At 58.1% G+C, this 22,874-nt stretch carries 21 protein-coding genes and 2 pseudogenes; 4 read left to right on the forward strand and 19 right to left on the reverse strand.

The annotated features are described in order from the left end of the window. Positions 1 to 29: 29 nt before the first annotated feature. Both MK6180000_RS14615 and MK6180000_RS14620 read right to left on the reverse strand, forming a co-directional pair. Complete coding sequence (locus MK6180000_RS14615) at positions 30 to 2,108, reverse strand: hydantoinase/oxoprolinase family protein (protein ID WP_138935394.1); 2,079 nt, start codon at positions 2,106 to 2,108, stop codon at positions 30 to 32. Positions 2,109 to 2,219: 111 nt separating this feature from the next. Beyond that, a complete protein-coding gene (locus MK6180000_RS14620) occupies positions 2,220 to 3,560 on the reverse strand; it encodes an aspartate aminotransferase family protein (RefSeq protein WP_212751913.1) in 1,341 nt (446 codons plus the stop codon). 315 nt (positions 3,561 to 3,875) lie between these two features. On the opposite strand from MK6180000_RS14620, the pseudogene MK6180000_RS14625 reads away from it, so the two are divergent. Further along, positions 3,876 to 4,271: pseudogene (locus MK6180000_RS14625) on the forward strand (IS6 family transposase); the annotation flags it as partial. Here MK6180000_RS14625 and MK6180000_RS20745 read toward each other — a convergent pair. From MK6180000_RS20745 to MK6180000_RS14640, 3 genes and pseudogenes are all read right to left on the reverse strand, one after another. Beyond that, positions 4,269 to 4,430 (reverse strand): annotated as a pseudogene (locus tag MK6180000_RS20745) (IS110 family transposase); the annotation flags it as partial. The pseudogenes MK6180000_RS14625 and MK6180000_RS20745 sit on opposite strands and share 3 nt — an antisense overlap. A gap of 245 nt (positions 4,431 to 4,675) precedes the next feature. Continuing rightward, on the reverse strand, positions 4,676 to 5,419 hold the full coding sequence (locus MK6180000_RS14635; protein ID WP_138935395.1) for a DUF5681 domain-containing protein: 744 nt from the start codon (positions 5,417 to 5,419) through the stop codon (positions 4,676 to 4,678). Further along, positions 5,416 to 6,723: a site-specific DNA-methyltransferase gene (locus MK6180000_RS14640; protein WP_138935396.1), complete on the reverse strand. Its 1,308-nt coding sequence runs from the start codon at positions 6,721 to 6,723 to the stop codon at positions 5,416 to 5,418. The genes MK6180000_RS14635 and MK6180000_RS14640 overlap by 4 nt, the downstream gene beginning before the upstream one ends. A 132-nt stretch (positions 6,724 to 6,855) precedes the next feature. Here MK6180000_RS14640 and MK6180000_RS14645 point away from each other — a divergent pair, with 132 nt between their 5' ends. Both MK6180000_RS14645 and MK6180000_RS14650 read left to right on the forward strand, forming a co-directional pair. Beyond that, entirely contained in the window at positions 6,856 to 7,200 is a 345-nt protein-coding gene (locus MK6180000_RS14645; protein WP_138935397.1) for a helix-turn-helix domain-containing protein, read from the forward strand. A gap of 157 nt (positions 7,201 to 7,357) precedes the next feature. Continuing rightward, a complete protein-coding gene (locus tag MK6180000_RS14650; protein WP_138935398.1) occupies positions 7,358 to 7,990 on the forward strand; it encodes an ImmA/IrrE family metallo-endopeptidase in 633 nt (210 codons plus the stop codon). Between the two features lie 529 nt (positions 7,991 to 8,519). Here the strand turns inward: MK6180000_RS14650 and MK6180000_RS14655 are convergent. The 14 genes from MK6180000_RS14655 to MK6180000_RS20390 form a co-directional block, all read right to left on the reverse strand. Then, complete coding sequence (locus MK6180000_RS14655; protein WP_138935399.1) at positions 8,520 to 9,665, reverse strand: C45 family autoproteolytic acyltransferase/hydrolase; 1,146 nt, start codon at positions 9,663 to 9,665, stop codon at positions 8,520 to 8,522. 1 nt (position 9,666) lies between these two features. Beyond that, positions 9,667 to 10,746, reverse strand: coding sequence for an extracellular catalytic domain type 1 short-chain-length polyhydroxyalkanoate depolymerase (locus MK6180000_RS14660; RefSeq protein ID WP_138935400.1), 1,080 nt, complete (start codon positions 10,744 to 10,746; stop codon positions 9,667 to 9,669). Positions 10,747 to 10,776: 30 nt separating this feature from the next. Next, positions 10,777 to 11,193, reverse strand: coding sequence for a CopG family transcriptional regulator (locus MK6180000_RS14665; protein ID WP_138935401.1), 417 nt, complete (start codon positions 11,191 to 11,193; stop codon positions 10,777 to 10,779). Between the two features lie 149 nt (positions 11,194 to 11,342). Further along, positions 11,343 to 11,684: a hypothetical protein gene (locus MK6180000_RS14670; RefSeq protein ID WP_138935402.1), complete on the reverse strand. Its 342-nt coding sequence runs from the start codon at positions 11,682 to 11,684 to the stop codon at positions 11,343 to 11,345. After that, complete coding sequence (locus MK6180000_RS14675) at positions 11,681 to 12,631, reverse strand: DnaJ C-terminal domain-containing protein (protein WP_138935403.1); 951 nt, start codon at positions 12,629 to 12,631, stop codon at positions 11,681 to 11,683. The genes MK6180000_RS14670 and MK6180000_RS14675 overlap by 4 nt, the downstream gene beginning before the upstream one ends. A gap of 242 nt (positions 12,632 to 12,873) precedes the next feature. Then, positions 12,874 to 13,701 (reverse strand): DUF481 domain-containing protein, encoded by an 828-nt coding sequence (locus MK6180000_RS14680; RefSeq protein WP_138935404.1) that lies wholly within the window; start codon positions 13,699 to 13,701, stop codon positions 12,874 to 12,876. A 126-nt stretch (positions 13,702 to 13,827) separates the two neighbouring features. Further along, positions 13,828 to 14,781, reverse strand: a complete 954-nt coding sequence (locus tag MK6180000_RS14685; RefSeq protein ID WP_342777728.1) for a LysR family transcriptional regulator — start codon at positions 14,779 to 14,781, stop codon at positions 13,828 to 13,830. 48 nt (positions 14,782 to 14,829) lie between these two features. Further along, positions 14,830 to 15,897: a DUF1513 domain-containing protein gene (locus MK6180000_RS14690; protein ID WP_138935405.1), complete on the reverse strand. Its 1,068-nt coding sequence runs from the start codon at positions 15,895 to 15,897 to the stop codon at positions 14,830 to 14,832. 4 nt (positions 15,898 to 15,901) lie between these two features. After that, positions 15,902 to 16,915, reverse strand: coding sequence for an imelysin family protein (locus MK6180000_RS14695; protein WP_138935406.1), 1,014 nt, complete (start codon positions 16,913 to 16,915; stop codon positions 15,902 to 15,904). 3 nt (positions 16,916 to 16,918) lie between these two features. After that, positions 16,919 to 18,454 (reverse strand): di-heme oxidoreductase family protein, encoded by a 1,536-nt coding sequence (locus tag MK6180000_RS14700; RefSeq protein WP_138936525.1) that lies wholly within the window; start codon positions 18,452 to 18,454, stop codon positions 16,919 to 16,921. 138 nt (positions 18,455 to 18,592) lie between these two features. Further along, positions 18,593 to 19,465: a hypothetical protein gene (locus MK6180000_RS14705; RefSeq protein WP_138935407.1), complete on the reverse strand. Its 873-nt coding sequence runs from the start codon at positions 19,463 to 19,465 to the stop codon at positions 18,593 to 18,595. Between the two features lie 239 nt (positions 19,466 to 19,704). Then, complete coding sequence (locus MK6180000_RS14710) at positions 19,705 to 20,967, reverse strand: imelysin family protein (protein WP_138935408.1); 1,263 nt, start codon at positions 20,965 to 20,967, stop codon at positions 19,705 to 19,707. A 97-nt stretch (positions 20,968 to 21,064) separates the two neighbouring features. Further along, complete coding sequence (gene hemP / locus MK6180000_RS14715) at positions 21,065 to 21,232, reverse strand: hemin uptake protein HemP (RefSeq protein ID WP_138935409.1); 168 nt, start codon at positions 21,230 to 21,232, stop codon at positions 21,065 to 21,067. After that, on the reverse strand, positions 21,229 to 21,399 hold the full coding sequence (locus MK6180000_RS20390; protein WP_171054641.1) for a hypothetical protein: 171 nt from the start codon (positions 21,397 to 21,399) through the stop codon (positions 21,229 to 21,231). The genes hemP and MK6180000_RS20390 overlap by 4 nt, the downstream gene beginning before the upstream one ends. 249 nt (positions 21,400 to 21,648) lie before the next feature. Here MK6180000_RS20390 and MK6180000_RS14725 point away from each other — a divergent pair, with 249 nt between their 5' ends. Then, positions 21,649 to 22,866: an NAD(P)/FAD-dependent oxidoreductase gene (locus MK6180000_RS14725; protein ID WP_138935411.1), complete on the forward strand. Its 1,218-nt coding sequence runs from the start codon at positions 21,649 to 21,651 to the stop codon at positions 22,864 to 22,866. Positions 22,867 to 22,874 lie beyond the last annotated feature (8 nt).

Here is a 22,874-nt window from a genome sequence, read left to right on the forward strand (position 1 = left end):
GGATTCTAAAAATGAGACAGGCCGGCGCATTATATCAGGCTCGAGTCATATTCAGGGCGAATTAAATACCCGTCCGCGGATGTTATCTGCATGTGGTCGCCCTGGCTGAGGAGAATTGTTGTGGTATCTTCTTCAATAATTGCCGGACCGACAACCATATGACCCAACTGCAGCTTTCGCCCATCATAGATATCGACATCAACTGTTCCAATCTGCGCGTTGATCCAAACCGGACGTTTCGCGATCGGAGTAGCTGTTTCGAGCGTAACCGAGGGGGTTTCAGGCAAAACCTTTGGAAGTATGCCTGTTGCTGAAATCCGCAGATTTACAATTTCAATCTGACCTTTAGGTTGAGCGTAGCCATATCGGCGTTCATACTCTACCTCAAAGGCATCTCGGATTAGATCCGGATCCATCGTCTGGACGTCCACCGCGACCGTCCACTGTTGGCCATAATATCGTAGATCATAGCCAGTTTTCACAACGATTTTTTCGCTTGGAAACCCCTCACGCAACAAGATCTTTTGTGCATTTTCTTCAAGGCGGGTAAACTCACCGCGAAGCTTTTCGCAATCATGGTCGTCATCATCATCAAGATCTCGGAGCCAAGTTGACGTGTAGTCATGCCTTATGTCTGTATTGCACATGCCAAATGCGCAAAATACGCCAGCAAATCGTGGAATAAAAATGCCAGCACAGTTCAGGGCTCGCGCGACACCCGGCGCGTGCAATGGTCCTGCCCCTCCAGCTGCCACGAGCGTGAAAAGTCTTGGGTCGTGGCCACGCTCCACTGATACTCGCTCCACGACATGCTGCATGTGTTGTTCAGCCAGCTGGATCACACCAGCAGCGGCATCGCAAATGCTTAACCCCAAAGGATCGGCTAGATGCTCTTTTATCGCATTGGTCGCCTTGCTGAGGTCTAGCGATATCGCCCCACCCGCATAAGGGCCGGGTTTCAATCTTCCAAGAACGAGTTGAGCGTCGGTAACAGTCGGTCGGACTCCACCCAATCCATATGCCGCTGGCCCGGGAACCGCTCCGGCACCTTCCGGCCCTACGCGCAACAGTCCGCCCTTGTCCACGTAGGCGATGGTCCCTCCCCCAGCGCCCACCGTTTCGATATCAACGGCGGGAACAATGAGATGATTGCCATCCACTTCCAGCCGATCTGTCATGCCCGTCACGCCGTTTTGCGTAAGCATTACATCACAGCTCGTACCGCCGACCTCTATCGATAGAATGTCGTCCGAGCCAATGCTGTTCGAGTAATACTTTATCGCTCCAGCTCCAGCTGCCGGGCCTGATAAGATCAACTCCACAGGTTTTTCACGAATCTCTTTCACCGAAATTGCGCCTCCGTTGGATTGAACAATGAGGACCTCTTTCGGGAGGCCCAGTTTGTTCAACCGTCCGTTCAATGCACGCAAGTACGGGATAACCTTAGGCGCAACGTAGGCGTTTACCACTGTTGTCGACGTCCGTTCGTATTCCCCAACGACAGGCGCAACGTCGGATGAACAAGTGATCCATACGTCGGGCAGATGCCGCTTTAACATCTCGCAAACTGCATACTCGTTGTTCGGGTTGCGATAAGAATGCAGCAATGAGATGGCGACTGCTTCGACCCCTTCTTGTCTGAAAACTTCGGCAGCTTCGCTTACAGTGGTCGCGTCAACCTCGCGAATGATTTGCCCGTCGGCAGAAACCCGTTCGTCAATTGGTAGCCGAAGATATCGTGGCACAAGGACCTCGGGAGCCGGAGTCCGATGTTCCCAAACATTCTCGCGTAGCCCACGCCTAATTTCCAAGCTATCCCGAAACCCTTTTGTTGTCAGCAACCCAACGCAAGAACCCTTCCTCTCAAGTAGAGTATTGGTGGCGATAGTAGACCCGTGCACAAAATGCTCGGTTTCGCTAAGTAATTTTTCAACTGAACAGTTTTGAGAACGGGCAGCAAGTTCGATAGCGGCTATAACCCCGTCAGTCGGGTTGGCAGCGTTTGATGGCACTTTGAATGCGTAAACACTACCAGTGTTCCCTACAATTACCAAATCAGTAAACGTTCCGCCAATATCGACGCCAATTCGATATGATTCTGACTGCATAAAGATAGTGTCCTCTTGACTTTTAGAGCATAGATTATGGGAACCGATTTTTCAGGGAACGGCTTTGACAACAGGATTGTGGCTCAATCTAATTCAGAAAAATTTCGTTACTCATTGTGGCTCAAGATTTAAAAACTTCTCAAAAACTTCCACAATCCCATCAATATCTGCATCAGTCATCGCGGTTGACAAGCACGCCGCTCTTCCTATGGGTAATATGATATTCTGGCTGAGAAAATATCGCTTCATATCGCTCATGTTTTTTGCTTCGTCCGGCGTTGTGTGCGCTTCCCGATAATTTTCAGGTAATGTTGCTTTGTTATGAATGCGAAATAGCGATGCAGCTCCGCTAACTACATAATGCACATTACGCCGGCTTATGACGTCACTTAGACCGGAACGAAGACGGTCGCCCATACTGTCGAGGCGTGCAAAGGCTGTTTCGTCCAATGCCTCCATACATGCATAGCCAGCGACCATAGAAACCGGGTTTGCGGAGAATGTGCCGGCTTGCCCAACTTTCGCAGGCCCATTCGACCCGTCAAAGACACTCATCACTCGACTTGACCCGCCAACTGCCCCTATCGGGAATCCTCCGCCAATGATCTTGCCAGCTGTAATAAGGTCCGGTTCAATGCCGTACCGTGCTGAAGCGCCTTGGTAACCTTGGCGTAGATTGAGCACCTCATCACAAATCACGAGCACCCCGTATTCGCGCGCTGTTTCAACAACTGCCGCAATAAATTCAGGATCTGGATGATTCAGCCCACCACAACTTGGCATTGGGTCAAGCAGAATACACGCGAGCCGATCAGCCGACGCAGCGATTTGCTGTCGCGCTTGGTCCGGGTCGTTGAAAGGAAGAATTAGGCAATCGTCCGCGACCGACGTCGGCATGCCTTCATATGCCGGCACAGGGACAGGTGAGTCTGCATCCCCCCAGGTCGAGGGGTTCCCTACTTGGCCGACCTCGGCCCAATCATATGACCCGTGATACGACCCCTCAAACTTCGCGACGCCTGGTCGACCAGTAAATGCGCGCGCAGCCTTGATCGCGAACATGACGGCTTCGGTGCCTGTGTTTACAAAACGAATTTTGTCGATCGCCGGTATGCGACTGACTAAGAGCTCTGCCAAAGCAACTTCATGGGCTGTTGGGTTGGAAAAGCAAGTGCCATCTTGAAGAACGCGCGAAACCGCCTCGATCACAGGTGGATAGGCGTGCCCATGAATTAATGTGGTGAAGTTATTGCTGAGATCGAGAAATTTCTGACCATCGACATCAGTCAAATATGCGCCGGAACCTTTAGAAATATAGCACGGCGATGGATCGCGTTCTACAGTAGAGCGTGTGATGCCACCAGGAAAGACCTTTTGGGCGCGGGACGATAACTCCCTTGATTTGAGACCCGGAAAGTCTGCACCAGAACACTTCATAGATTTTCCCATCATAATTCGCTCCTTAATGAAGTTTAGCCTTCTCGCCGTTAGGCGCGCATCTCTCAACTTGCCAGATTTACATGTCGCACCCCGACACACATGTCCATCTTTAGCCGATATTATATTCTAAAATCATCATTTTGATATCACACATTACATCCAAAGCAATGTCAATAGCATGCCGCTCGTTTCAAAGGCCCACGAAAGGCCGAAGGGCGATGTTGTCACATTAACGGGCCTGAGGTTGCTGGTTCATTGATCTGGTCTTAGGCGGTGTCGATGCAGACAGTGAAAATCAGCTAAAAACGCCACCGGTTTCCGCCCCAGATCATTGCTCATGTTGTCTGGCTCTACGCCCGGTTCAACTTGAGCCTGCGCGAGGTCGAGGAGATGATGCTGGAACGTGGCGTGGAGGTTTTGTACGAGACGCTCCGGCGCTGGACCGTCAGGTTTGGGCCCCTGATCGCCCACGTTCTGCGGCGACGGCAGCCGCACCCCGGCGAGGTCTGGCACCTAGACGAAGTCGTCGTGAAGATCGCGGGCCGGTCATACTGGCTGTGGCGTGCTGTCGACTAACACGGCGTGGTTCTTGAGGAAATCCTGCAATCGAGGCGAGACAAGCGCGCGGCAAAGCGACTTTTGGTCAAGCTGATGAAACGCTGGGGCTTCGTTCCCAAAAGGATCATTACGGACAAATTGAGATCCTACGGCGCCGCCAAGCGCAATGCCGCAAGCGTCCTTGCGATCAGTCTTTACAGGAATTGCTGACAATGCGGCATGCAAGTGCCGTGTTTCCATCAGGTTAGCATGCACGCCTTTTGGTTTCAGGCCGCAAACGAGGAATTCTCAAAGCGGCCCAGCTTCAAGCCCAATTCCTTCTAACGTCGCCAAGTATGGCGAAAGGGCAGATCACAGCATATCTGTGAACAAGGGAGTCAGAAGATGGAATATTATGTTGGATTAGATGTGTCGCTTCGGTCGTGTGCGCTGTGCATCGTCGATAGCAGGGGTAAGGTTCATCTCGAACGAGAGTTGCCATGCGAAATCGAGGACATCGCCAATTGTCTCGCAGCTTTTGAATACCCCGTCGAACGCAACAAAGCCGCTCTGCCATCATAGTCAAAAAATCAGAGTTTTGTCGCGCTGATCCCATTCTTCCACTCAATCTTGTCGAGCAGTGATTCAATGACTTCCAATACCTTTTCGACCTGCTCTTTTTCTTCCTGCAGAATGGCGATGCGCTCAGGTTTTCTGGCACGCTTTAATGCCCTGAGAGTAGCTTCCAGTTCCTCCTCAAACATGCGCTGCCGGTCCCGCCACATTTCAACCTCGCCGACCTGATCTTTGGTTGCAGGACCTTCGATGTGGGCCAGACCGGTACTCATGTTGATCTTGACCTGGTCAGGATGCGGCAGCGGCGGTGGCAGGTCAGTGATGCCGAGCATCTCGCGGCGATGCAGCTCGCGCTCCCATTCCACCTTATATTCTATTGCGGTGCCCAGCCATGCGTCGGCCAGAGCCTTATTTTGACGTTCTGTGCTGGAAAGTATCTCCGCAAAGAGCCGTTGCGCGCGGTGCTGGCCCTTTGCAGCATTGACCGCCATTGACCGCACCACAGCCTGCGCCATAGGTACCGACACATTACGATGCCCGTCACGCACGGTGATGTTCCGATAGGCTTCCTCGAGAATGATGCCCTTGAGCCGTTCGTCATTAAGCGCCGGGCGTTTATTTTTGGCACCGCGTGGACGTCCCTTCGGATTACCGGACTGTCCCGGCATGAACCTTGTGCCCGCTGGCGGCTTGCCGAAGCCAACTTCATATCCCGCTTCAGGCGGGCTTGCAGGCAACATGAGCTTGCGGTCCTTCATTCCGCCGCCTCTAGCGAGTGTACCGACGCAGGCGGTGTCCAGCCGCAGAGGATCTGCTCGGCATTGTCCTTGGCATACCCCTCCCAGCGGGTCAGAATACGGTCACAGTAGATCGTATCAAGTTCGCAAAGATATCCCCTGCGGCCGGTCTTCTCAGCCGCAATCAGCGTCGAGCCCGAGCCTGCAAATATGTCCAGGACAATATCACCGCGACCAGAGACATCCCGGATCGCATCGGCAATCATCTGCACTGGCTTCACTGTGGGATGCAGTGCCAGCTCCTCCATCCGCCCTGCCCGCATGGTGTTCACACCGCGGTATTGCCAGACGTTCGTGCGGTAGCGCCCATGCTGACCGAGCTCGAAGGTGTTGATGTGGGCGGCTGTGCCCTTCTTAAACGCAAAGATTAGTTCGTGACGCGAGCGATAGAAGGTTCCCATACCCCCATTGTCCTTGACCCAGACAATGAGGTTTTTCATCTCGGCGTAAACCCCCTGCCCTGCCTGCAGAATCTCGGCCATGTGCCGCCAGTCCATGCAAATGAAGTGGATGGAGCCATCAACGCTTTGGTCGGACAGGTTTTGGAAAGCGGTCGTCAGGAATGCGGTGAACTCCTGTGACGACATCTCTCCCGATGCCATCGCGAACTCCCGGTGTTGAATCTTGCCGGAATTACCGACATGACCCTCGATCGGCACGTTATAGGGCGGATCCGAGAATACCATTCGGGCAGCCTCCCCTGACATCAAGACCGCGACCACCTCCGGGTCCAGCGCATCGCCACAAACCAACCTATGCCGCCCCAGTTGCCAGATATCGCCTGAGCGCACGCGCGCTGGGGCTTCGGCGGGCAGAACATCATCTTCCGGATCGCTTGGCTCCTCTGGTGCCACCGCCTCCATCAAGCTGTCGATTTCCGGGATTGAAAACCCGGTAAGGCCGATATCAAAGTCGAGGTCATCCGACATCAGTGCTCCCAGTTCGGCGGCAAGAAGATCTTCATCCCAACCCGCGTTCAACGCCAGCTTGTTGTCGGCCAGCACATAGGCGCGTTTTTCCTTCTCCGTCATATGATCCAGCCGCAGACAAGGCACCTCCCGCATCCCCAGAAGCTTCGCTGCCTCGACCCGCCCGTGACCTGCAAGGATTGTATGGCGCTCGTCAATCAACACCGGATTAGTAAACCCGAAGGTCTCGATGCTGTCGGCAATCTGGCGGATCTGCTTCTTCGAATGCGTCCGGGCATTGCGCGCCCAAGGCGTGAGATCACCGATGGCGAGGTGGTTAATGTTCTTCAGGGCCATGATGGCTTTCCTCTTTGCTCGCCGATTGACTCAATGAATCGGCCTCTGGAGTTAGATGTATCATACGACTGGCTATCCGTCAAATGTGGGTGTATCAAGGTGTCAGACAAAACTTACGGCTGGGAGAAGCCAATGCAAATCGGTGAACAATTGTTCAGCTTGCGGCAAAAGACCGGAGAATCGCTGCAAATGGTGGCCGATCAAGTCGGCCTGTCAAAAGCCCATGTCTGGGAACTGGAGAAGGGGCATAGCAAAAACCCCTCCTTTGACCTGGTGCGCAAGCTCGCCTCGCACTACGGCGTCAGCATCGACGTCCTCACAGGAGAGAGCGACGTGCCGAGCCAGAAAGACCTTCAGGTGGGCCGACTGAACCGTGGGTTTGAAGACCTCTCGCCACGAGACCGTGAAATCGTAGAGCAAATGATTGAGACCATGCGACAGAAGCAGCCTGAGGCATCCAGACCCATTGAATCTTGACCGAGTAGCGCTTTCCGACATTCATCATCCCCGTGCACTCGCTAAAGCGATACATGATCAACTGGGACCGGTTGAATGCAGCATCCCCGTGGTCAGGATTGCGAAGGAACTCGGAATCGGAGAGGTCAGATTGTGTCTGCTTGACGGACTGGAAGGCATGCTGCTCACGGACAGGGTACGCAGCAGAGGGTCGATTCTGGCAAATACCCTCAAAGGCAATCGGCGCGCCAATTTTACCGTGGCTCATGAATTGGGCCATTTCCTTCTGGAACGGCACATCTTTGAGAGCGCAGGATTCACATGCAGTCCTAAAGATATGCGGGTCAACGCGGGGAGCAGCCGCCACCAGCAGCAGGAGGCCGAAGCAAACGAATTTGCGATTTCGTTGCTGGCACCGCCGTACCGTATCCTGCCACTGTTGGGCAGCACGCCGGACCTGCAAGATGCCGTTCGATTGCGAAACGAACTCGACATCAGCCTCGAAGCAAGTGTTCGGCTGCTCATCGATTTCAGGCCTGAACCAATAGCGGCAATTTGGTCTAAAGGCGGAAGGGTACGTTACTTCGTCACCTCCCGCGCGTTTCCCTCTGTCTCGGTCAATCCAGGAGAAATGCTGCGAGATGACACTGGAGCCACAGGACTCATTGCTGCCAATAATCAGCGCATGTCAGAGTTCGTCAAAACACCGTCTGCAGCCTGGACCAAGAAAAAAGATATTCCCATGGGTGAGCAGACAAGGCTAGGGCGTGATGGCTATGCGGTGACGCTCCTAATTTGCGGACCTCTCTGATGAGGATGGGACCGGACGAGTGACGTCGCAATCGGGACGAAATGATCATCCGTTCAAATAATCTGCATGGGTACAGCACACCCTGTTTACAACATATCCTTCCCTGCAATCTCCTGAGCTTTCCCTGATAGAAAACTAAAGATTCCCTGTTCTTTAAGTAGCAGGGAAATGCCGCGCAAGACCCTGTAATCATGCCTAGAATCAGGCAGTGAATTGCTGGTTTTGCCGGACTACTCCCCAAAATCGCCAAATTTCCCTGTAAATTCCCTGTTAACCGGGAAGTACCAAGCCAGACCAGTTAGCTCAGAGGTGTCTCCACGACCAGACACCCAATGCACGCCAGACCCTTCGACTGCGTACGTTAATCACAGTTCGCGCGCGTTTGGGGGCGAACGTGTTATCCGCTAATCTGCAGAGTGATGCGATCGTCAGCTGCCGTCATTCGCAAAGTGATTGCGATTACTCTATCACGCGCCACGGACGTCGCTGGATAGCGACAAGGCGGGCGGTGATCGCCCGCCTGCCGTGTCTATGACGCCTCACTGCCAATGGCGCACACTGCATCAAGATAGGCGTGTATCGGGCGCCCGCGTCCCCCGGCATAATCCAGGCCCACTGCTGCCCAATCGATCCGGGCCGCGCGGGACCAGTCGATACCGGCGCCTTCATGCCCTGCATAGGACGGCGCGCTGATCTGCCCGGCGGATTGGGAGTAGTCTACATTGCGTTGCCCCTCCTCAAACGCGTCCAATGCCTGATCCCATCTCTCACCGCTCAGCGTCAGGCCCAAAGTCCGATCTTTGGGATTATACTCAGCTGTGAACAGCGTCCCGAACCCTTCGCCATAGCGGTCCTGAATCAACGGCGACTTAAGAAACTGCCGATTCAGGTGGCGCGGGCTGATGCGCAGATCCTTCAGATGCGCATGACGCTCGTAGCTGCGGGTAAAGGCAGGCCGGGCCGCAGGTTCAGGGCCGCTTTGGTGGTTCGTCGCTATTGCCTGCGGCATCACCCGCACTCCGCCGCCGGGGATTAGCTCAACGCTGGCCGTGCAGCCGGAAGCATCGGCGAGGACAAGATTATAGGCCATATGAGACGGCACTCGCCGCAGCGCTTTCAGTGCATCATCAACTGTATCGCACGTCTCGAGCACATAGCGCAGGATGGTCGTCACGCCAAAGCCCTCGCCCGTCTGGGCGCGCCCGCCATATGCCAGCGCCACGCTAAGGCCCGCATCGTTGATGCCGTCCGATAGCCCCCAGAGGAATTCGATCATGCCCATCACGGCGCGCCCGGTCCATTCGGTGCGCAAGAGCAGCCCCTCGTTCAACTCGGGCGACAGATCGTAATTGCGCACGAGGCGAACGTCGGTTTTATCGGACAACGCGGCCAGCGAGCAGCCGCCCAGATATGCCGGTGGGCACCACGTGGACAAGAAGCGCGCCGCACGATCAGACCCGCCTGCAAGCGCGACTAGCCTGTCATAGAGTGGCACTATTTCCGGCATGTAGTCGCGCATCGCGTCCCTGCAATCTGGCGCCGATGGGCCATTGTCACCGCCGCGGGCGACAAACCACGCCTCGTAGGCGGGCCACGACCGCTGCCAGCGTGCAACCCATTTTGGTCCGGGCGTTGCCTCGGAAACCGCGTCGAATGTCAGCTTCATACTCGTCATCTCATGTTTCCTTGTCGGTATCGTTAAAGAAAAAGCGGATCATTTCGGCGCTGGCATCGGGGCCTTTGGCATCCGTGTAGGACCCGGCAGGCTGGCCGCCTGACCACGCATGACCCAGTCCGTCGATTGCCCAGTGTTCCAGCGCCGTGGTGCCGTCCGGTGCGGATGTGATCTTGCGACTGTACGTTCTGCCCCCCGCAGTTCCTCGGTCCTCGTGCTCAATCGTTTGGCGCGGCCCGCGATCCATGGCGTCCCGTGCAATGCGATCCCCGTTTGACGGATGCACCGTTGCGTCTGCCGTCCCGTGAAAGACTATGGTGCGGGTAGCTGCCGCAGTGGATGCGCTGCGCGGGCCTTCCTGCGCGGTGCCGGACATGGCTGCAAAAGCAGATGGCACATCCTTGGCCGCGCCAAATGGCAGACCGGAATGCGCGCCGACGGCGGCGAACACGTCTGGATATGTCTCGCCAAGGATCACAGCCATGGCAGCGCCAGCTGATAGCCCCGCGACAAACGTCTGGTCGGACGAAACCCCATGCTCGGCCATCGCCTTACGGGTCATGCCGACAAGGATCTCAGGCTCGCCTCGATCACGGCGTTGATCGCCGGCGCTGAACCAGTTCCAGCACGATTGCGCGTTATCACCGCGCGATTGCTCTGGGTAGATCACGATCAGGCGGTGTGTTTCCGCCAAGGCGTTCATGCCCGTTCCAGCGGCAAAATCTTCAGCGTTCTGCGTGCAGCCGTGCAGCATTACGACGATGCCGCGCGCGCCTTCGTCGATTGAGGCTGGAATGTAGGTCCGATACTGACGACTTCCTGATTTGCCAGTATGAGTGCTTTGCCGGAATTCAGCCCCTTCTGGAATGATGACTGGTTGCGGCGAGAGGCCGCCTTGCTTGGATGCGAGCCCTGCCATCAGCGCATTCATCGATGGCAATGGACCGCCAGATACTGCCGTCTGGCCGGAAAGCCCGTGCTGCGCCAATGTGCGCTGAACAAGGTCGTTCGCACCCTCAAAACCTTTTGCGCGTGCGTCATCGTTCGCCCAGCGCAGTGCGCCAGCGGCAAAATTCTTCATTTTTTTCGTCCTTTTTTTCGGCTGTTAAGCCTATTGGATACGGTCTGCGAGGGCTTTCTTAATCTCGGCGCTGGCCTGCAATGCACCCAGCACAGTGATGGAGCCGATGGTAGCCAAAGCCAGCTCTGGCGTGACGTCAGGGGCGATGCGCGCAAGGCCAACGACCTTTACGTGCAATATCTCGCCCGCGGCCCGAACCGCCTCAAGATCGGCAGCGGTATAATCGCGCAGGCCCAGTTCCATCGTGTGTCGCTCGATGGATTGACTGACGGCAACTTCGTGAGTGCCTAGCTGATTGCGAATGGCCGTTCTGATAAAATCGCTGCGGTTGGAGTAGAACCCCTCCTGCACCAGCAAGTCGATCCGGCCGAGGTCGACATAGCCCAGATTGATCGTGATTTTCTCGCTATCGGGGGTCTTGTCTCGCAGCTGTCTGATGTTGCTCATCTCATTTCTCCATCCATATGGATGGTATATGGATGCTTATTACGGCTTTGCAAGACTGAAATAGACATGGGTGTGATAAAAGTTCGCGCGCACAGGATCGGTCTGCAACGCATACCTTCGGGCGACGACGCCCTAAATTTACCTATGGATCAGTCAGCTAAACCAGTGTCATGCAGGCGCCGCGACAGGCGCACTTTGATCTCGGTGGGCTCTGCGCCGATGGCCTGCACCACCTGCTCAAGCTTGCTATGCGCGCCATGCAACTGATCGAGCAGCGACATGATGATGACCAGTGCATCCTCGTTGACGTCAAAATCGTCGGTCAGCTCGCACAACAGCGTAATCCTGCGCACATCCAGCGTGTGATAACGCGGCCCTTCAGAAGTATTTACCGGGGTTACGATGCATAAACGCTCGAAATGGCTCAGGCGCTCTGCTGTGAGCGAAGTGATCGCATCGATCACCTGCTCCGGGGCGAAGGCATTGTTCATGATGTCTCCTTTCCAGCGCGGGGATTATAAGCGTGTTTCGCCCGCCACCCTTCCATGAAGTGTTTCAGCTCTGCGTCGATCTTGGGCGGGCTAACAATGCGCAGCGTAATGCGCTGGTCCCCCTTGCCCGAGCGTCCTTTGACACCGCGACCCTTTAGACGCAGCACCTGTCCAGAACTTGCACCAACAGGCACCGTCACATTCACCGCGCCTGTCACCGTGTTCACAGGAACTTTGCCGCCGAGGATCGCCTCATCGATTGAGATCGGTAAAGTGACCAAAATATCGTCGCCATCGCGCTCAAAATCTGGGTCCGGGGTGACGTCCAGAGTGATAAATGCGTCGCCGGGCCGGCCTGCGCCGTAACCTGGCCCACCTTTGCCGCGCAATCGCAGAGTTTGCCCGTCGCGCGCACCTTCGGGGATCGTTACCTCCAGTGCGTTTCCATCTGGCAGGGTAATCCGTGTCTTGGCCCCCCGCGCGGCATCTAGAAACGACACGGCGAGGCGATATTGTGCGTCCTGCCCCGGCATATCGCCGGGTGCGCCACGGCGCGGGTCGCCGCCAAACCCAGCGCCGCGATTGCGTGCGAATTGCGCGAAGAAATCATCCGCGTCGAACCCGTCGCCAAAGGGATCGCCACCTGATGCGGAGCGGCGTTGCGTATAGGGATTTTCCGGCCTGCGTGCCTCATCCCGATAATAGCCGCGTGGCGCCTGTTCAGCGCCGGTCGCATCAATTTCTCCGGCGTCGAAGCGGCGCCGCTGCTCGGGATCTTTGAGCAAATCATGCGCGCGGCCTGCTTCCTTGAAGCGCTCCTCCGCGCCGGGATCATCTGGATGAAGGTCTGGGTGGCTCGTGCGCGCAATCTTGCGATATGCCTTCTTTATCTCGTCCGCCGTTGCATTCTTGGTTAAACCGAGCGCGGCATAGGGGTCTCGTGGCATTATTCGCTCCGCATTTGGTTAGTGGTCTATGACGGCGGGCCCGAATGCGCCGCAGGGCAAACTGTCGACCACTTCTGTCGTAAAATGGCACAAGCTATATCGTATCATTTCATTAACTAAGGGCAACCTCTACCGAAATCTAAAGCTCCGTGGCAAAGCGCTGAGCTGCATTTTCCCCTATGCAAACGAAAACGGGGCAGATTGCTCTGCCCCGTTTCGTCGTCTGTATGGCTAGCTTTGGATCAGAAGCCGACCACGAGGGACACGTTGAACGATGTATCGGTATCGTCGCGGCCGGGCAGTGGATCGCTGTTCCATTCAGTCCGCAGGCTGGTCCGAGTGGCCAGACGCTTGGTCAGTTGGAATGTCACACCCAGATCGTTGACGACGAGCGTATCGGTATCGGAGAACAACACGTCTGTGTCATTCGACAGGAAGGCGTTGTCGTTGATCTTCTGGTACAGACGCGAGGATGCAATGCCCGCAACTTCGGTGTTGTCATTGCCGTTCTGATCTTCGATGTAGCGCACGCCGGGGCCCGCCTGAACGCGCCATGCGGTCTGCGGTGTGTTGATGATCCGGTAGCCCGGACCAGCGCCCAAGAACGCGTCCCACTTGTTGGAAGCAAAGCCGTCGTAGCGCACGCTGCCCAGACCAAAGAGGTAGAAATCTTCGGTGACGTAGCGGTTCGCTTCGTAGGTTGCGAAGGCTTCTTCTTTGTTGCGGACACTGTTGTCCTCAGCGGCTTCGAGTGCGAAGCCGAACGTGTGGTTCCAAGGTCCGTTGCCGTAGCGCAGGCGACCAGCGATCGACAGATCGGCGGTATCTGTGTTGCCTTCGGTGGCCGACAGACCCAGCGACAGGCTACCAGCCCAGCCTTGGGCGAACTGGTTGTTGCCGAAACGGTTGCTGTCTTCGCCATCGTCCATGTCGCGCGAGATGTCGCGCTCAATGTCTTCGATGCGATCATCCAGGCCTTCAATGCCGACGATCGCGCTCTGAGCGAAAGCGGGTGCAGTGAAAAGCAGCGCCAGGGCGGTGGCAGACGCCAGTTTGGTTGCGTTTTTCATGGGGTGATTCCTTTCCCAACAAGGTGACCCGATCTGATTTTCAAACCGGGAGCATCTCTGCTGAGACTGAAATATGAAATGCGGACGCCTAAGTTAAATTCATTTCATTCAAGGATGAAACGTTTATTACTCACCCTTGATACCCTTGAAATCGCCAAGGATTGCTATGTTGTCCATATCACTGATTTGACGCCATTTCTCCAGGACCTGTTCCTGCTCTACCTCGTTGTTCAGGGTCACATCCAGCAGTGCAGAGCGTGCCATTTCTGCCACTTCCGGATCTAAATCTTCTCGCAAGATGCACCAGATCGGGAAGGGAAATACCGGCGCCTCGGGCACCAGATGCAACTGGCCGCTATCGAGGTATCGCTTGACGTATCTGGCGGGCAGATAGGCCGCATAATTGCGCAGCAAGATAAACTCTGTCGCCATAGCCCCCAGCGCGAATGTCAGGCCCGGATTGGTCAGATGGGGCAGTTCGTGCGCATGGGACTGCACGAATTCCGGCCCCCAGTCGACGAACAGGTAGCGCCCCTCCAGATCCATCGTCGGATCGGGCCAGGGCGCGACCAGCACCAGATCCTCCTCAATCACCTTCTCGACCGACAGGCCCGGTCGCACCTGCGGGATATACATCAGAGCTGCGTGCAAAACCCCCTCGGTCAGCAGGCGGGTCAGGCGGTCGGGCATCCCTACCTCGGCTCGGATGTTCAGCTGCGGCATGATCTCTCGCAGGCGGTCAACCCAGCGAAAGCCGGACCGCGGCCAGAGCGAGTACTGCGCGCCGATTGTCAGCGTCTTGGTATAGCCTGCCGGGATTGCGATCTGCTGGCGCGCCTCCTCCCAGATCTTGATGAGGCTCAGCGCATAATGCTGAAATTCGCGGCCCGCAGGCGTCAGCTCCGCCCCCGCCTTGGACCGGGTGAAAAGAGGCCGGCCCAGCGAGTCCTCAAGTCGCAAAATGCGCAAGGAGACAGCCGATTGCGTGACGAACAGCCGCTCGGACGCCGCCACAAAAGAGCCGGAGGCCGCAACTTCGAGAAATGATTTGATGAGAGTGATATCCATGCGGCCAAGCATGAGAGATCCTCATGACATCAGCAAATAAAAAGCATGGTTAGTGGCGATCTAAAGCGAAACGAGGTGGTTATCCCACATCAGGCCGGGATGGGCGACCTGCGCCTTGTCGCGGCCCAGCCGGACCAGATCACCGGTGCCGGACGCCACGATCAGACCGCCAGTACAGGCCGCAACACCGCAGGCATCGGCCATCGCATCGCTGCGGAGATATTTGGCACTACCGGTGTCGAACATCTGCACAAGCCCGCCACGCGGCGAGGTGACCGCCACTTCGCGTTGCCCGGCAGCAAAGGTGATGCTGCCAATATAGCCTTGCATCGCGCGAAGGTGCGTATCGGGCGCTGTGCACAGGCGGATCGCGCCGCCGCGCCGGTGCAAACCCACCAACGCCGGGCCATCCTCATCCCCCTGCCATTGCATTCCAAAAGCCACCTCGCCGATCTGCGACACGGCAATATGCCGGATTGAGCCCCTGTGCATCTCAGGCGGCAAAGCGGCCGTTTCAGTCACCTTGCCGCTGTCGATATAGCTAAGGTTCGGCTGCATTATGGCGATGTTCAGCTTGGCCCGGCCCGACGCCGGATGCGTTTCGATCCCGCCATTGGCGACGACCAGTACATCGCTGCCGGGCATGCGCCGTATCTCATGCGGACCAGTGCCGCCGCTGGCAAATTCGCCTGTGCGTTTATATCCGTGTTGCGCATCCCAGATACCAATGACACCGCGCGCGGCTTCAAAATCGTTCTCAGTGGTATAGAGCCAGCGACCATCCAATGAAAACGCGCCGTGCCCGTAGAAATGCCGTCCTGTGGGCGCGGCCATCTGCGCTGTCTGGCGTCCGGCGGCGCAGTCGATGACGATGGCAAACGTGCCGGGGCGGCGGGCGAATGCGACGGCCTCGGGCCGCTCGGGGTGGGCGGCGGCGGCGTGTCCCCTGCCCGGTAGCGGAATGCGAAACCGCAGACCCATATCCTCGCCAATCCCGCACAGCGCAAAGCCGCCATCTGGCAGCCCCGCCGCCGACAGCCAGCGGGGCGCGCCCGCGTCGGCCCATGTCGCGGCAGGCGCAAGACCCGTCGCCAAAAGCCCCGCCAGAAAACCACGTCTGCTGGCCATGGCGTCAGTCCCCATCCATCGCGTTAAAGCCGGGGGCAACACCCAGTTCTGGCCCCAAATCATCGCGCACAATCTCGCGCACTTGGTTGATGGACTGCTGAAGTGATTCTACCCGAAGCCGTTTCAGCGGATCAGCGACGCCCGCGAGGATCGGATCATCCAATGCCTCTGCATCCGCGATCGCGATCCGAAACGCATCCTTCAGGCGGGCCTGCAATTCCGTATCGCGCTGCGCGAGGATTCCCGCAAGATCATCGAGCGACGCCAACGACAGCGCGATATTGCGCAGGGACCGGCCCGCGCGCCACGCCTCCGCACGTTTCGGGCGTGGCTTGTCGAAAGTGCCCAAGGGGCGGCCCAGCCGTGTATCGGAAGTGATTTCAAGCCCGAAGGTCAACGCCTTGAATAACTCCTGCACCGCTTCTTCGTCGCTGCGATAGGGGCTGCCTTGCCCTGTGTTCAGAATCTTGTCTGCATAACCGCCTTGCCAGCCATTAAGGATATCCGCGCTGAGCGCCGCGATATCTGTTGCCACCGCGCGCACCAGCTCGCAGCGGTACTCGGCTTCGCCCATGGCCCGAATTTCGGGATCGTAGAGCAAAAACTCCAGCGCATAGAAACCGCGCGCGGCGATAGACACACCCGCAAATGCGCTGGGATCACGCGCCACCGGATCAGCACCGTCGATCAAAGCAGCCAGGGCCCTCGGCGTGATCCCGCGCGTATCGGGCCAAAAGGCCAGCGCGAATGCGCGGTCCTGTGCCTCGCTGGGACCAAAGCGCAGGTGGCTGGCCGCGATCCACGCGTCGAAAGCATCGCTATAAGCCGCCGTCAGGGCGGGCGCATCGGGGCTGCACTCAGATTGCGCAGTCGTGGCCAACGTCTCGCCCGCCTTGGCGAGCGCCTCGTAGCGGGGCAGGATGTGCTGCGTCACGGCAATTTGCGCCGTCTCCCCCGCAGTTTGGGCAAAGGTCGTGGCGGGCAGCAAAAGTGCGAGGCAGAGAGGGATCAGGCGCATATGTCAGAGGCTTTCCAGATATTTGATCAGGGCGTCGCGGTCATCAGGCGGCATTTGGGTGACGGTATCCCGCGCGGTTTGCGCCTCACCCCCGTGCCACAAAACAGCCTCAAGCAGCGAACGGGCGCGCCCGTCATGCAGGAAATAGGTGTGATCGCTGACACGTCCAGTCAGGCCAATGCCCCATAGCGGCGCGGTGCGCCATTCGCGCCCGGTCGCGCGCGCCTCAGGCCGGTTGTCAGCCAGCCCCTCGCCCATGTCATGGAGTAACATGTCGGTGTGCGGCCAGATCAACTGAAAGCTCTGCTCGGGCTGATCCTCTAGCCTGTGGGTTACGAATTTTGGCGTATGGCAGGCGGCGCAGCCAGTATCCTGAAACACCTTCTTGCCACGTAGCACCTGCGGGTCATCGACGTCGCGCCGCGCCGGCACGCCAAGGTTGCGGCTGTAGAATGTCACCAGATCAAGGCCAGTCTCGTCCACCTCATAAACGCGGTCGTCGCCGGCGCCACTCGGCGCGGTCTGGCAGGCATCCTGAATGGTGGTGCATTCGCCAAAGGGATCGGCAAAGATGGGGTTTGATATGCCGATATCACCCGCGAACGCCCCGGCGCTCTGCTCGCGAATTGTGGGCGTGCCGGCCTTCAGGCCAAAGCGGCCCAGCATGGGCATGTCAAACTCAGCCGACCAGACGATATTGGCGCGGCCCGATATGCCGTCGCCATTCGCATCATCCGGGTCGGCGCCAGCCAGAATATCCGCTGCCGGAATTGCCTCAAGAAGGCCGAGCCCGATCATCTGCGGCGCGACACGCGGGCTTAGCATGGCCTGCGGGTGCATTGGGCCATAGCCCAAATCGGCGGCCGTGTACGTGGGCGCACGCAGGCTGGCCATTTCGCCGCCGGATAACGCAACGGGGATCTCTTTGAATTCGATTTGCAGCCGGTACTCTGCGGGAATGCCCGGCAACGCGAAATCCTGTAGCTGCGTGCCGTATGTCGGGTCGGGCGCGGTGCCTAGATATTCCTCAATTTCGGCAATCTGCGCGGCCTCGTCCGGGATCGAGATGCGCAGAAACATCGACACCGCATTGTCCTGCGGTCCCTCGGGCGGATGGCCGCGACCATCCTTTATGTGGCAGCTCTGGCACGACCGCGCATTGAATAACGGGCCCAGCCCATCAGAAGCGAGCGTCGAGGACGGCGAGGACACCCACAGCTTGCGAAAGAGGCCATTGCCGACCTTGAATTTCAACTCGCCGTCGAAGCTGATATTGTTCGACGGGTCCGAAAACGCATCAGCGGAATTGCGCACGCGCACCGTGGCGGCGCCTGCTGGCAGGTCCTCGAACCGTTCGGACGCGGTAAAATCATCGGTGGGGCGCACCGCGCCGGAAATGCGCGCCGCCTCGGCCTCTGTCCTGGGGATGATAGGCAGATGCGGCTCGTCCAGCGGGCCGGACAAGGCAGGGCCGACTAGCAGTGCGAGCGCTGCGAGGCTAATCGACGTGATCCATGCTGAGTTGGACGAGCTGCGCATGATGTCCTTTGCTAGCCTCGCAGAGCCAGTCAAATTGCGTTTGACCAAATGGTTATGCCCTTCGCGCCCTATCATCAACTGCCTCTGCGCCGCTATCGCCCTAAAATCGCACTTGGGCCTGTCGCATCCTCGGCCCTCTCAAAACTCGTAAGTAATGAGGGTTCCGATGGTCTGGTTCTTGTCCGCACCCTCGCGAGCCCACCGATAGCCGAGCGAGCCGAAGAGGTTTGGCGCCAGCGCCATCTCGCCTGAGACCGTGGCCAGATGGTCAGTGCGCGCGCCGCGGGCGTCCCGGGCCGAATAGGTGCCCGACACGGTCACCGGACCAATCGGCGCGGCAACGCCGACCGTGCTATACAGCGCAGATGCGTTTGTGCCGCCGAAATCAGTGAAGTACGCCGTCTCGGCGAGCAGCGCGATGGGAATGCCAAAATCGTAAGTATGCGTGACGCCGAGCACCGCGCCGGTCTGGTCATGCGTATCGCCCGCGCCGCGCGCAAGGCGCTGCACGCCAACGTTATAGGTCGTATCGCCCAACGCGCCGTTCATGGCGATGGCGATGCTTTCTGGTCCCTTCGTATTACTGACGCCGCCCGCAGCAATGTTGTTTTGCCCGCGCACGCGGCCCAGAGAATCCGACAGGATCGTGCGGTCAGCATTAAACAACGCGACCGATAGGAAATTTTCGGACGCGCCAATAGCGAACGGGATCAGCACCGCGCCGCCAAGTTGCTCGGTCAGTTGGTAATCCTCGGCAAAGTCGGCGCCAAAGATGCCAGGCGCCTCGTCCCATGCGACGCCGAACGCGGGGTTGAATTTGCCCAAGATCAGCTCGACTGCGCCAAAATCGTGGTTAAAGAATAGCTCTTCGGCATACAGCCCGTGATCCTCGAAAAATCGGTCACCTGCTGCGTCGGTGATCGGCTCGAACACCAGCGACGCATTCAACGACGACGATGCACCAATTGCCATCGTGATGGCGGCCTCTATTGTCGCGTAGGTATCGCTCATCTCTTTCGCGGGGTCGGTCGATTTGAAAAGCGAGTCGTTTTCGATTTCGACGGTAAGTTCAGCGATCAGCGATCCGTATTCCAGTGCCGCCGCGGGGGGGGGCAGTCATTAACGCAAGCGTGCCTGCGATTGGGGCCAGTGTCTTCATGATCGTGTCTTTCTGTGACTGAAGGATCTGGCTGGCGCGCTGCGCGCGTGGCTGAGGATTGGCCCGCCGCCGCGTGCGGCGGGCAGAGGGTTTATTGGAACACGGCGTCCGGATCATCGAGGCTATCGGACCCCTCAAAGGCGATGCTTTGGGCGCCCAGCGCCGTGACGATACGCTCAATCGTCTTGGTCTGGTCGATCAAGCCGTCTACGCCGCCCATGATCAGCGCCTCGCCCGCCGCATTACCGCGCGCCAGCATCTGGTCGTAGGAGGTGCCGGCCTCGGCCGCCGTCTTGATCCGGCCCAGCGCGCGCATCGTCGTCGACAGCTTGGCCTGCATTTCGGTATCAAGCGCCGGTTCGGCCTCCATGACCAGATCCGACAGCGACGCACCCGACACGACGCTGCCGTCGATGCGGACATACTGACCCAGATAGACGTTCTGCACGCCGATGCCATCATAGTAATGGCTGTTGTGGGTGTTGTCGGAGAAGCAGTCATGCTCTTCCTCGGGATCGTTTAGCATCAGGCCCAGCCGCATCCGTTCGCCCGCTTGCTCGCCGTAGCTGAGGCTGCCCATTCCGGTCAGCATTGCCGAGATACCGGCGTCCTCATTCTTGGTCACTGCGGCGCGCGCATCGCCGCCTTCGGCCCATTGCTGCGCCATCCAGTCCAGGTCGGAAACCAGCAGATCGGTCGCCGCGACCAAGTATTCGCCGCGGCGATCGCAATTGCCGTTGGTGCAATCATCACCTGCGCCGTAGTCCGTCCAAGGCCGTGCGCCCGCGCCATGATCCGTTCCGTTCAGATCCTGGCCCCAAAGCAGAAATTCGATGGCGTGGTAACCTGTCGCGACATTCGCCTCATTGCCATCGGCCTCGTGCAGGGTACCTGATAGAAACTCGGGCGTAATAGCGCTTGCATCGATCTGGTTTCCGGACAACTCAAAACTGGGGTTCGCCACGACGTTTAGCGCCTTCAGCTCATTCTCATCGGACGCTCCGCCATAGGCGGCATCGACGTAGTCGATCAGCCCCTCATCCAACGGCCACCCGTTTAGCTGCCCCTCCCAATCGTCGACGATTGGGTTGCCAAAGCGGAACACCTCGGTTTGCTGGTAGGGTACGCGCGCTGCCAGCCAGGCGGCGCGCGCCGCCTGCATCGCGCCCGCCGAGGGGGCGTCGATTAATGTCTGGACCGCCTCCCGCAGGGTGCGCGCGGCGATGGCGCTATCGTCATATCCAGCGGCGGCAATGGCGGCGTAGGTGTCCAGCACCTCGGATTTGGTCGCGGCGAAGGCGGGCAGCGACAGGCTGATGGCAATGGCGGTCGAGCTCAAAAAGAGGCGGTTCATTACGTTCTGTCCTTTGGTGGGATGGGGCAGGTTTGGGTGCCTGCCTTAAGTTGATGGTTTAGCGCGACGGCGGGCAATCTGGCAGCGGCGAGCGCGCTCACTTGGTCAGGATCAGCTTACCCGCGCGGGTGATGCGCAGGTTATACACCTTGTCCTCGAACACGATGCGGGCCTGATCGCCGCCCAGCACCAGATGCCTAGCGTCGTAGGTCGGCAGGCTGTCTGCGATGTGGTCAATCTGAATTGTCTTGGGCCGGTGGTTCATGGCCGGGCCTCCTGCGTTGGGCGCATCCGGTCCAGCATCCACTCAAGGGACGCGCCCTCAATCCCGCCATCCTCGTGCCACCGCTGCACAAACTCGGCGGCACCGGGGCGCGCGGCGGATCGTGCAGGTATGGGGGCGGTCTGCTGCGGTGATAGCGGGGCTGGCATACATTGCGCCTTGATTTGTGAACATCAATCGGCTGCCCGTGGCCGGGGCGAACCCGAATCGAGGTGGCTGGTAGAAATTCATTTCTGAGTATTTTCATAGGGTATGTCAATCCGACTTTTTTAGTCAGATAAAATGCGCGCCGTTCTGAGGCCCTGCTAACCCCGCGCATGCAACCCTTGCCTTTTGCCGCGTCCCTGTTGAAAGTCGCCTGAAACCTGCAGTGCCACCCTGCCGCCCGGAGATGCCCTATGCCGCCTAACAGCTACGTGTCCTCGCCCGCGCATAACGCCTATGACGTTATCATTATCGGGGGCGCAATGATGGGCGCGGCGGCGGCATGGTTTACCGCCAGCGACCCGGATTTCGATGGGCGCATTTTGGTGATCGACCGCGATCCCAGCTATGCCAACTGCTCGACCGCGCATACGAATTCTTGCATTCGCCAGCAGTTTAGCACTGCGCTAAATGTACGTATTTCACAGTTTGGCGCGGACTTCATTCAAAACCTGCGCGGCTACATGGGGGGCGATCCCCGCGTGCCCCAGCTAAAAATTCAGAACTATGGCTATATGTATCTGGCAGACACGACGGCCGGGGCCGATGCACTGCGCTCCAGCCATGCGGTGCAGCGCGCCGAGGGGGCCGAGACGCGTTTGATGACACCGGAGGAGCTGGCGACGGAATACCCCTTTTATGCCACGGACGATTTGGTCCTGGGCAGCATCAATACCAAGGATGAGGGCTATTGGGACTACATGGCCGTCTTTGACTGGTGGCGCCGCTCCGCGCGCGAGCGTGGGGTCGAATTTCTGGCAGGCGACGTGACGCAGATTAGCCACGATGCAGGACGCGTGACCGGCGTGACGCTGGCCTCGGGTGACAGCATATCCTGCAGACAGTTGGTCAATGCCTCGGGCCCGCGCGCCGCGCGCACCGCCGCTATGGCTGGTATCAATATCCCGGTAGAACCGCGCAAACGCTATACTTGGACGTTTTCCGCCGCGCAGCCGCTTTGCCGCGAATTGCCGCTGACAGTGGACCCGTCGGGCGTGCATATTCGGCAGGACGGCGCGGAGACTTACATGGCGGGCGCGCATAGCCATATAGATCCGGCGGTCGACCCGGATGATTTTGATATGGACCACGAAATCTGGATGGATCACGTCTGGCCCGCCATCGCCGCGCGCATCCCCCAATTCGAGGCGATCCGCGTGTTGCGCGAATGGGCCGGGCATTACGCGATGAACACATTCGATCAAAACGCCATCTGCGGGCCGCACCCCGAGCTAACGAATTTTCTGTTTCTCAACGGATTTTCCGGCCATGGCCTGCAACAAGCGCCCGCAATGGGCCGCGGCACTACCGAATGGCTGGTGCATGGCGGCTATCGCACGCTTGACCTAAGCCCCTTTCATTTTGAGCGGATTACGATGGGCAAACCCTATGTTGAGACCGCTATAATCTAAAGGATCGC

It is taken from the genome of Roseovarius arcticus (genome assembly GCF_006125015.1).
GTDB classification, from domain to species: domain Bacteria; phylum Pseudomonadota; class Alphaproteobacteria; order Rhodobacterales; family Rhodobacteraceae; genus Roseovarius; species Roseovarius arcticus.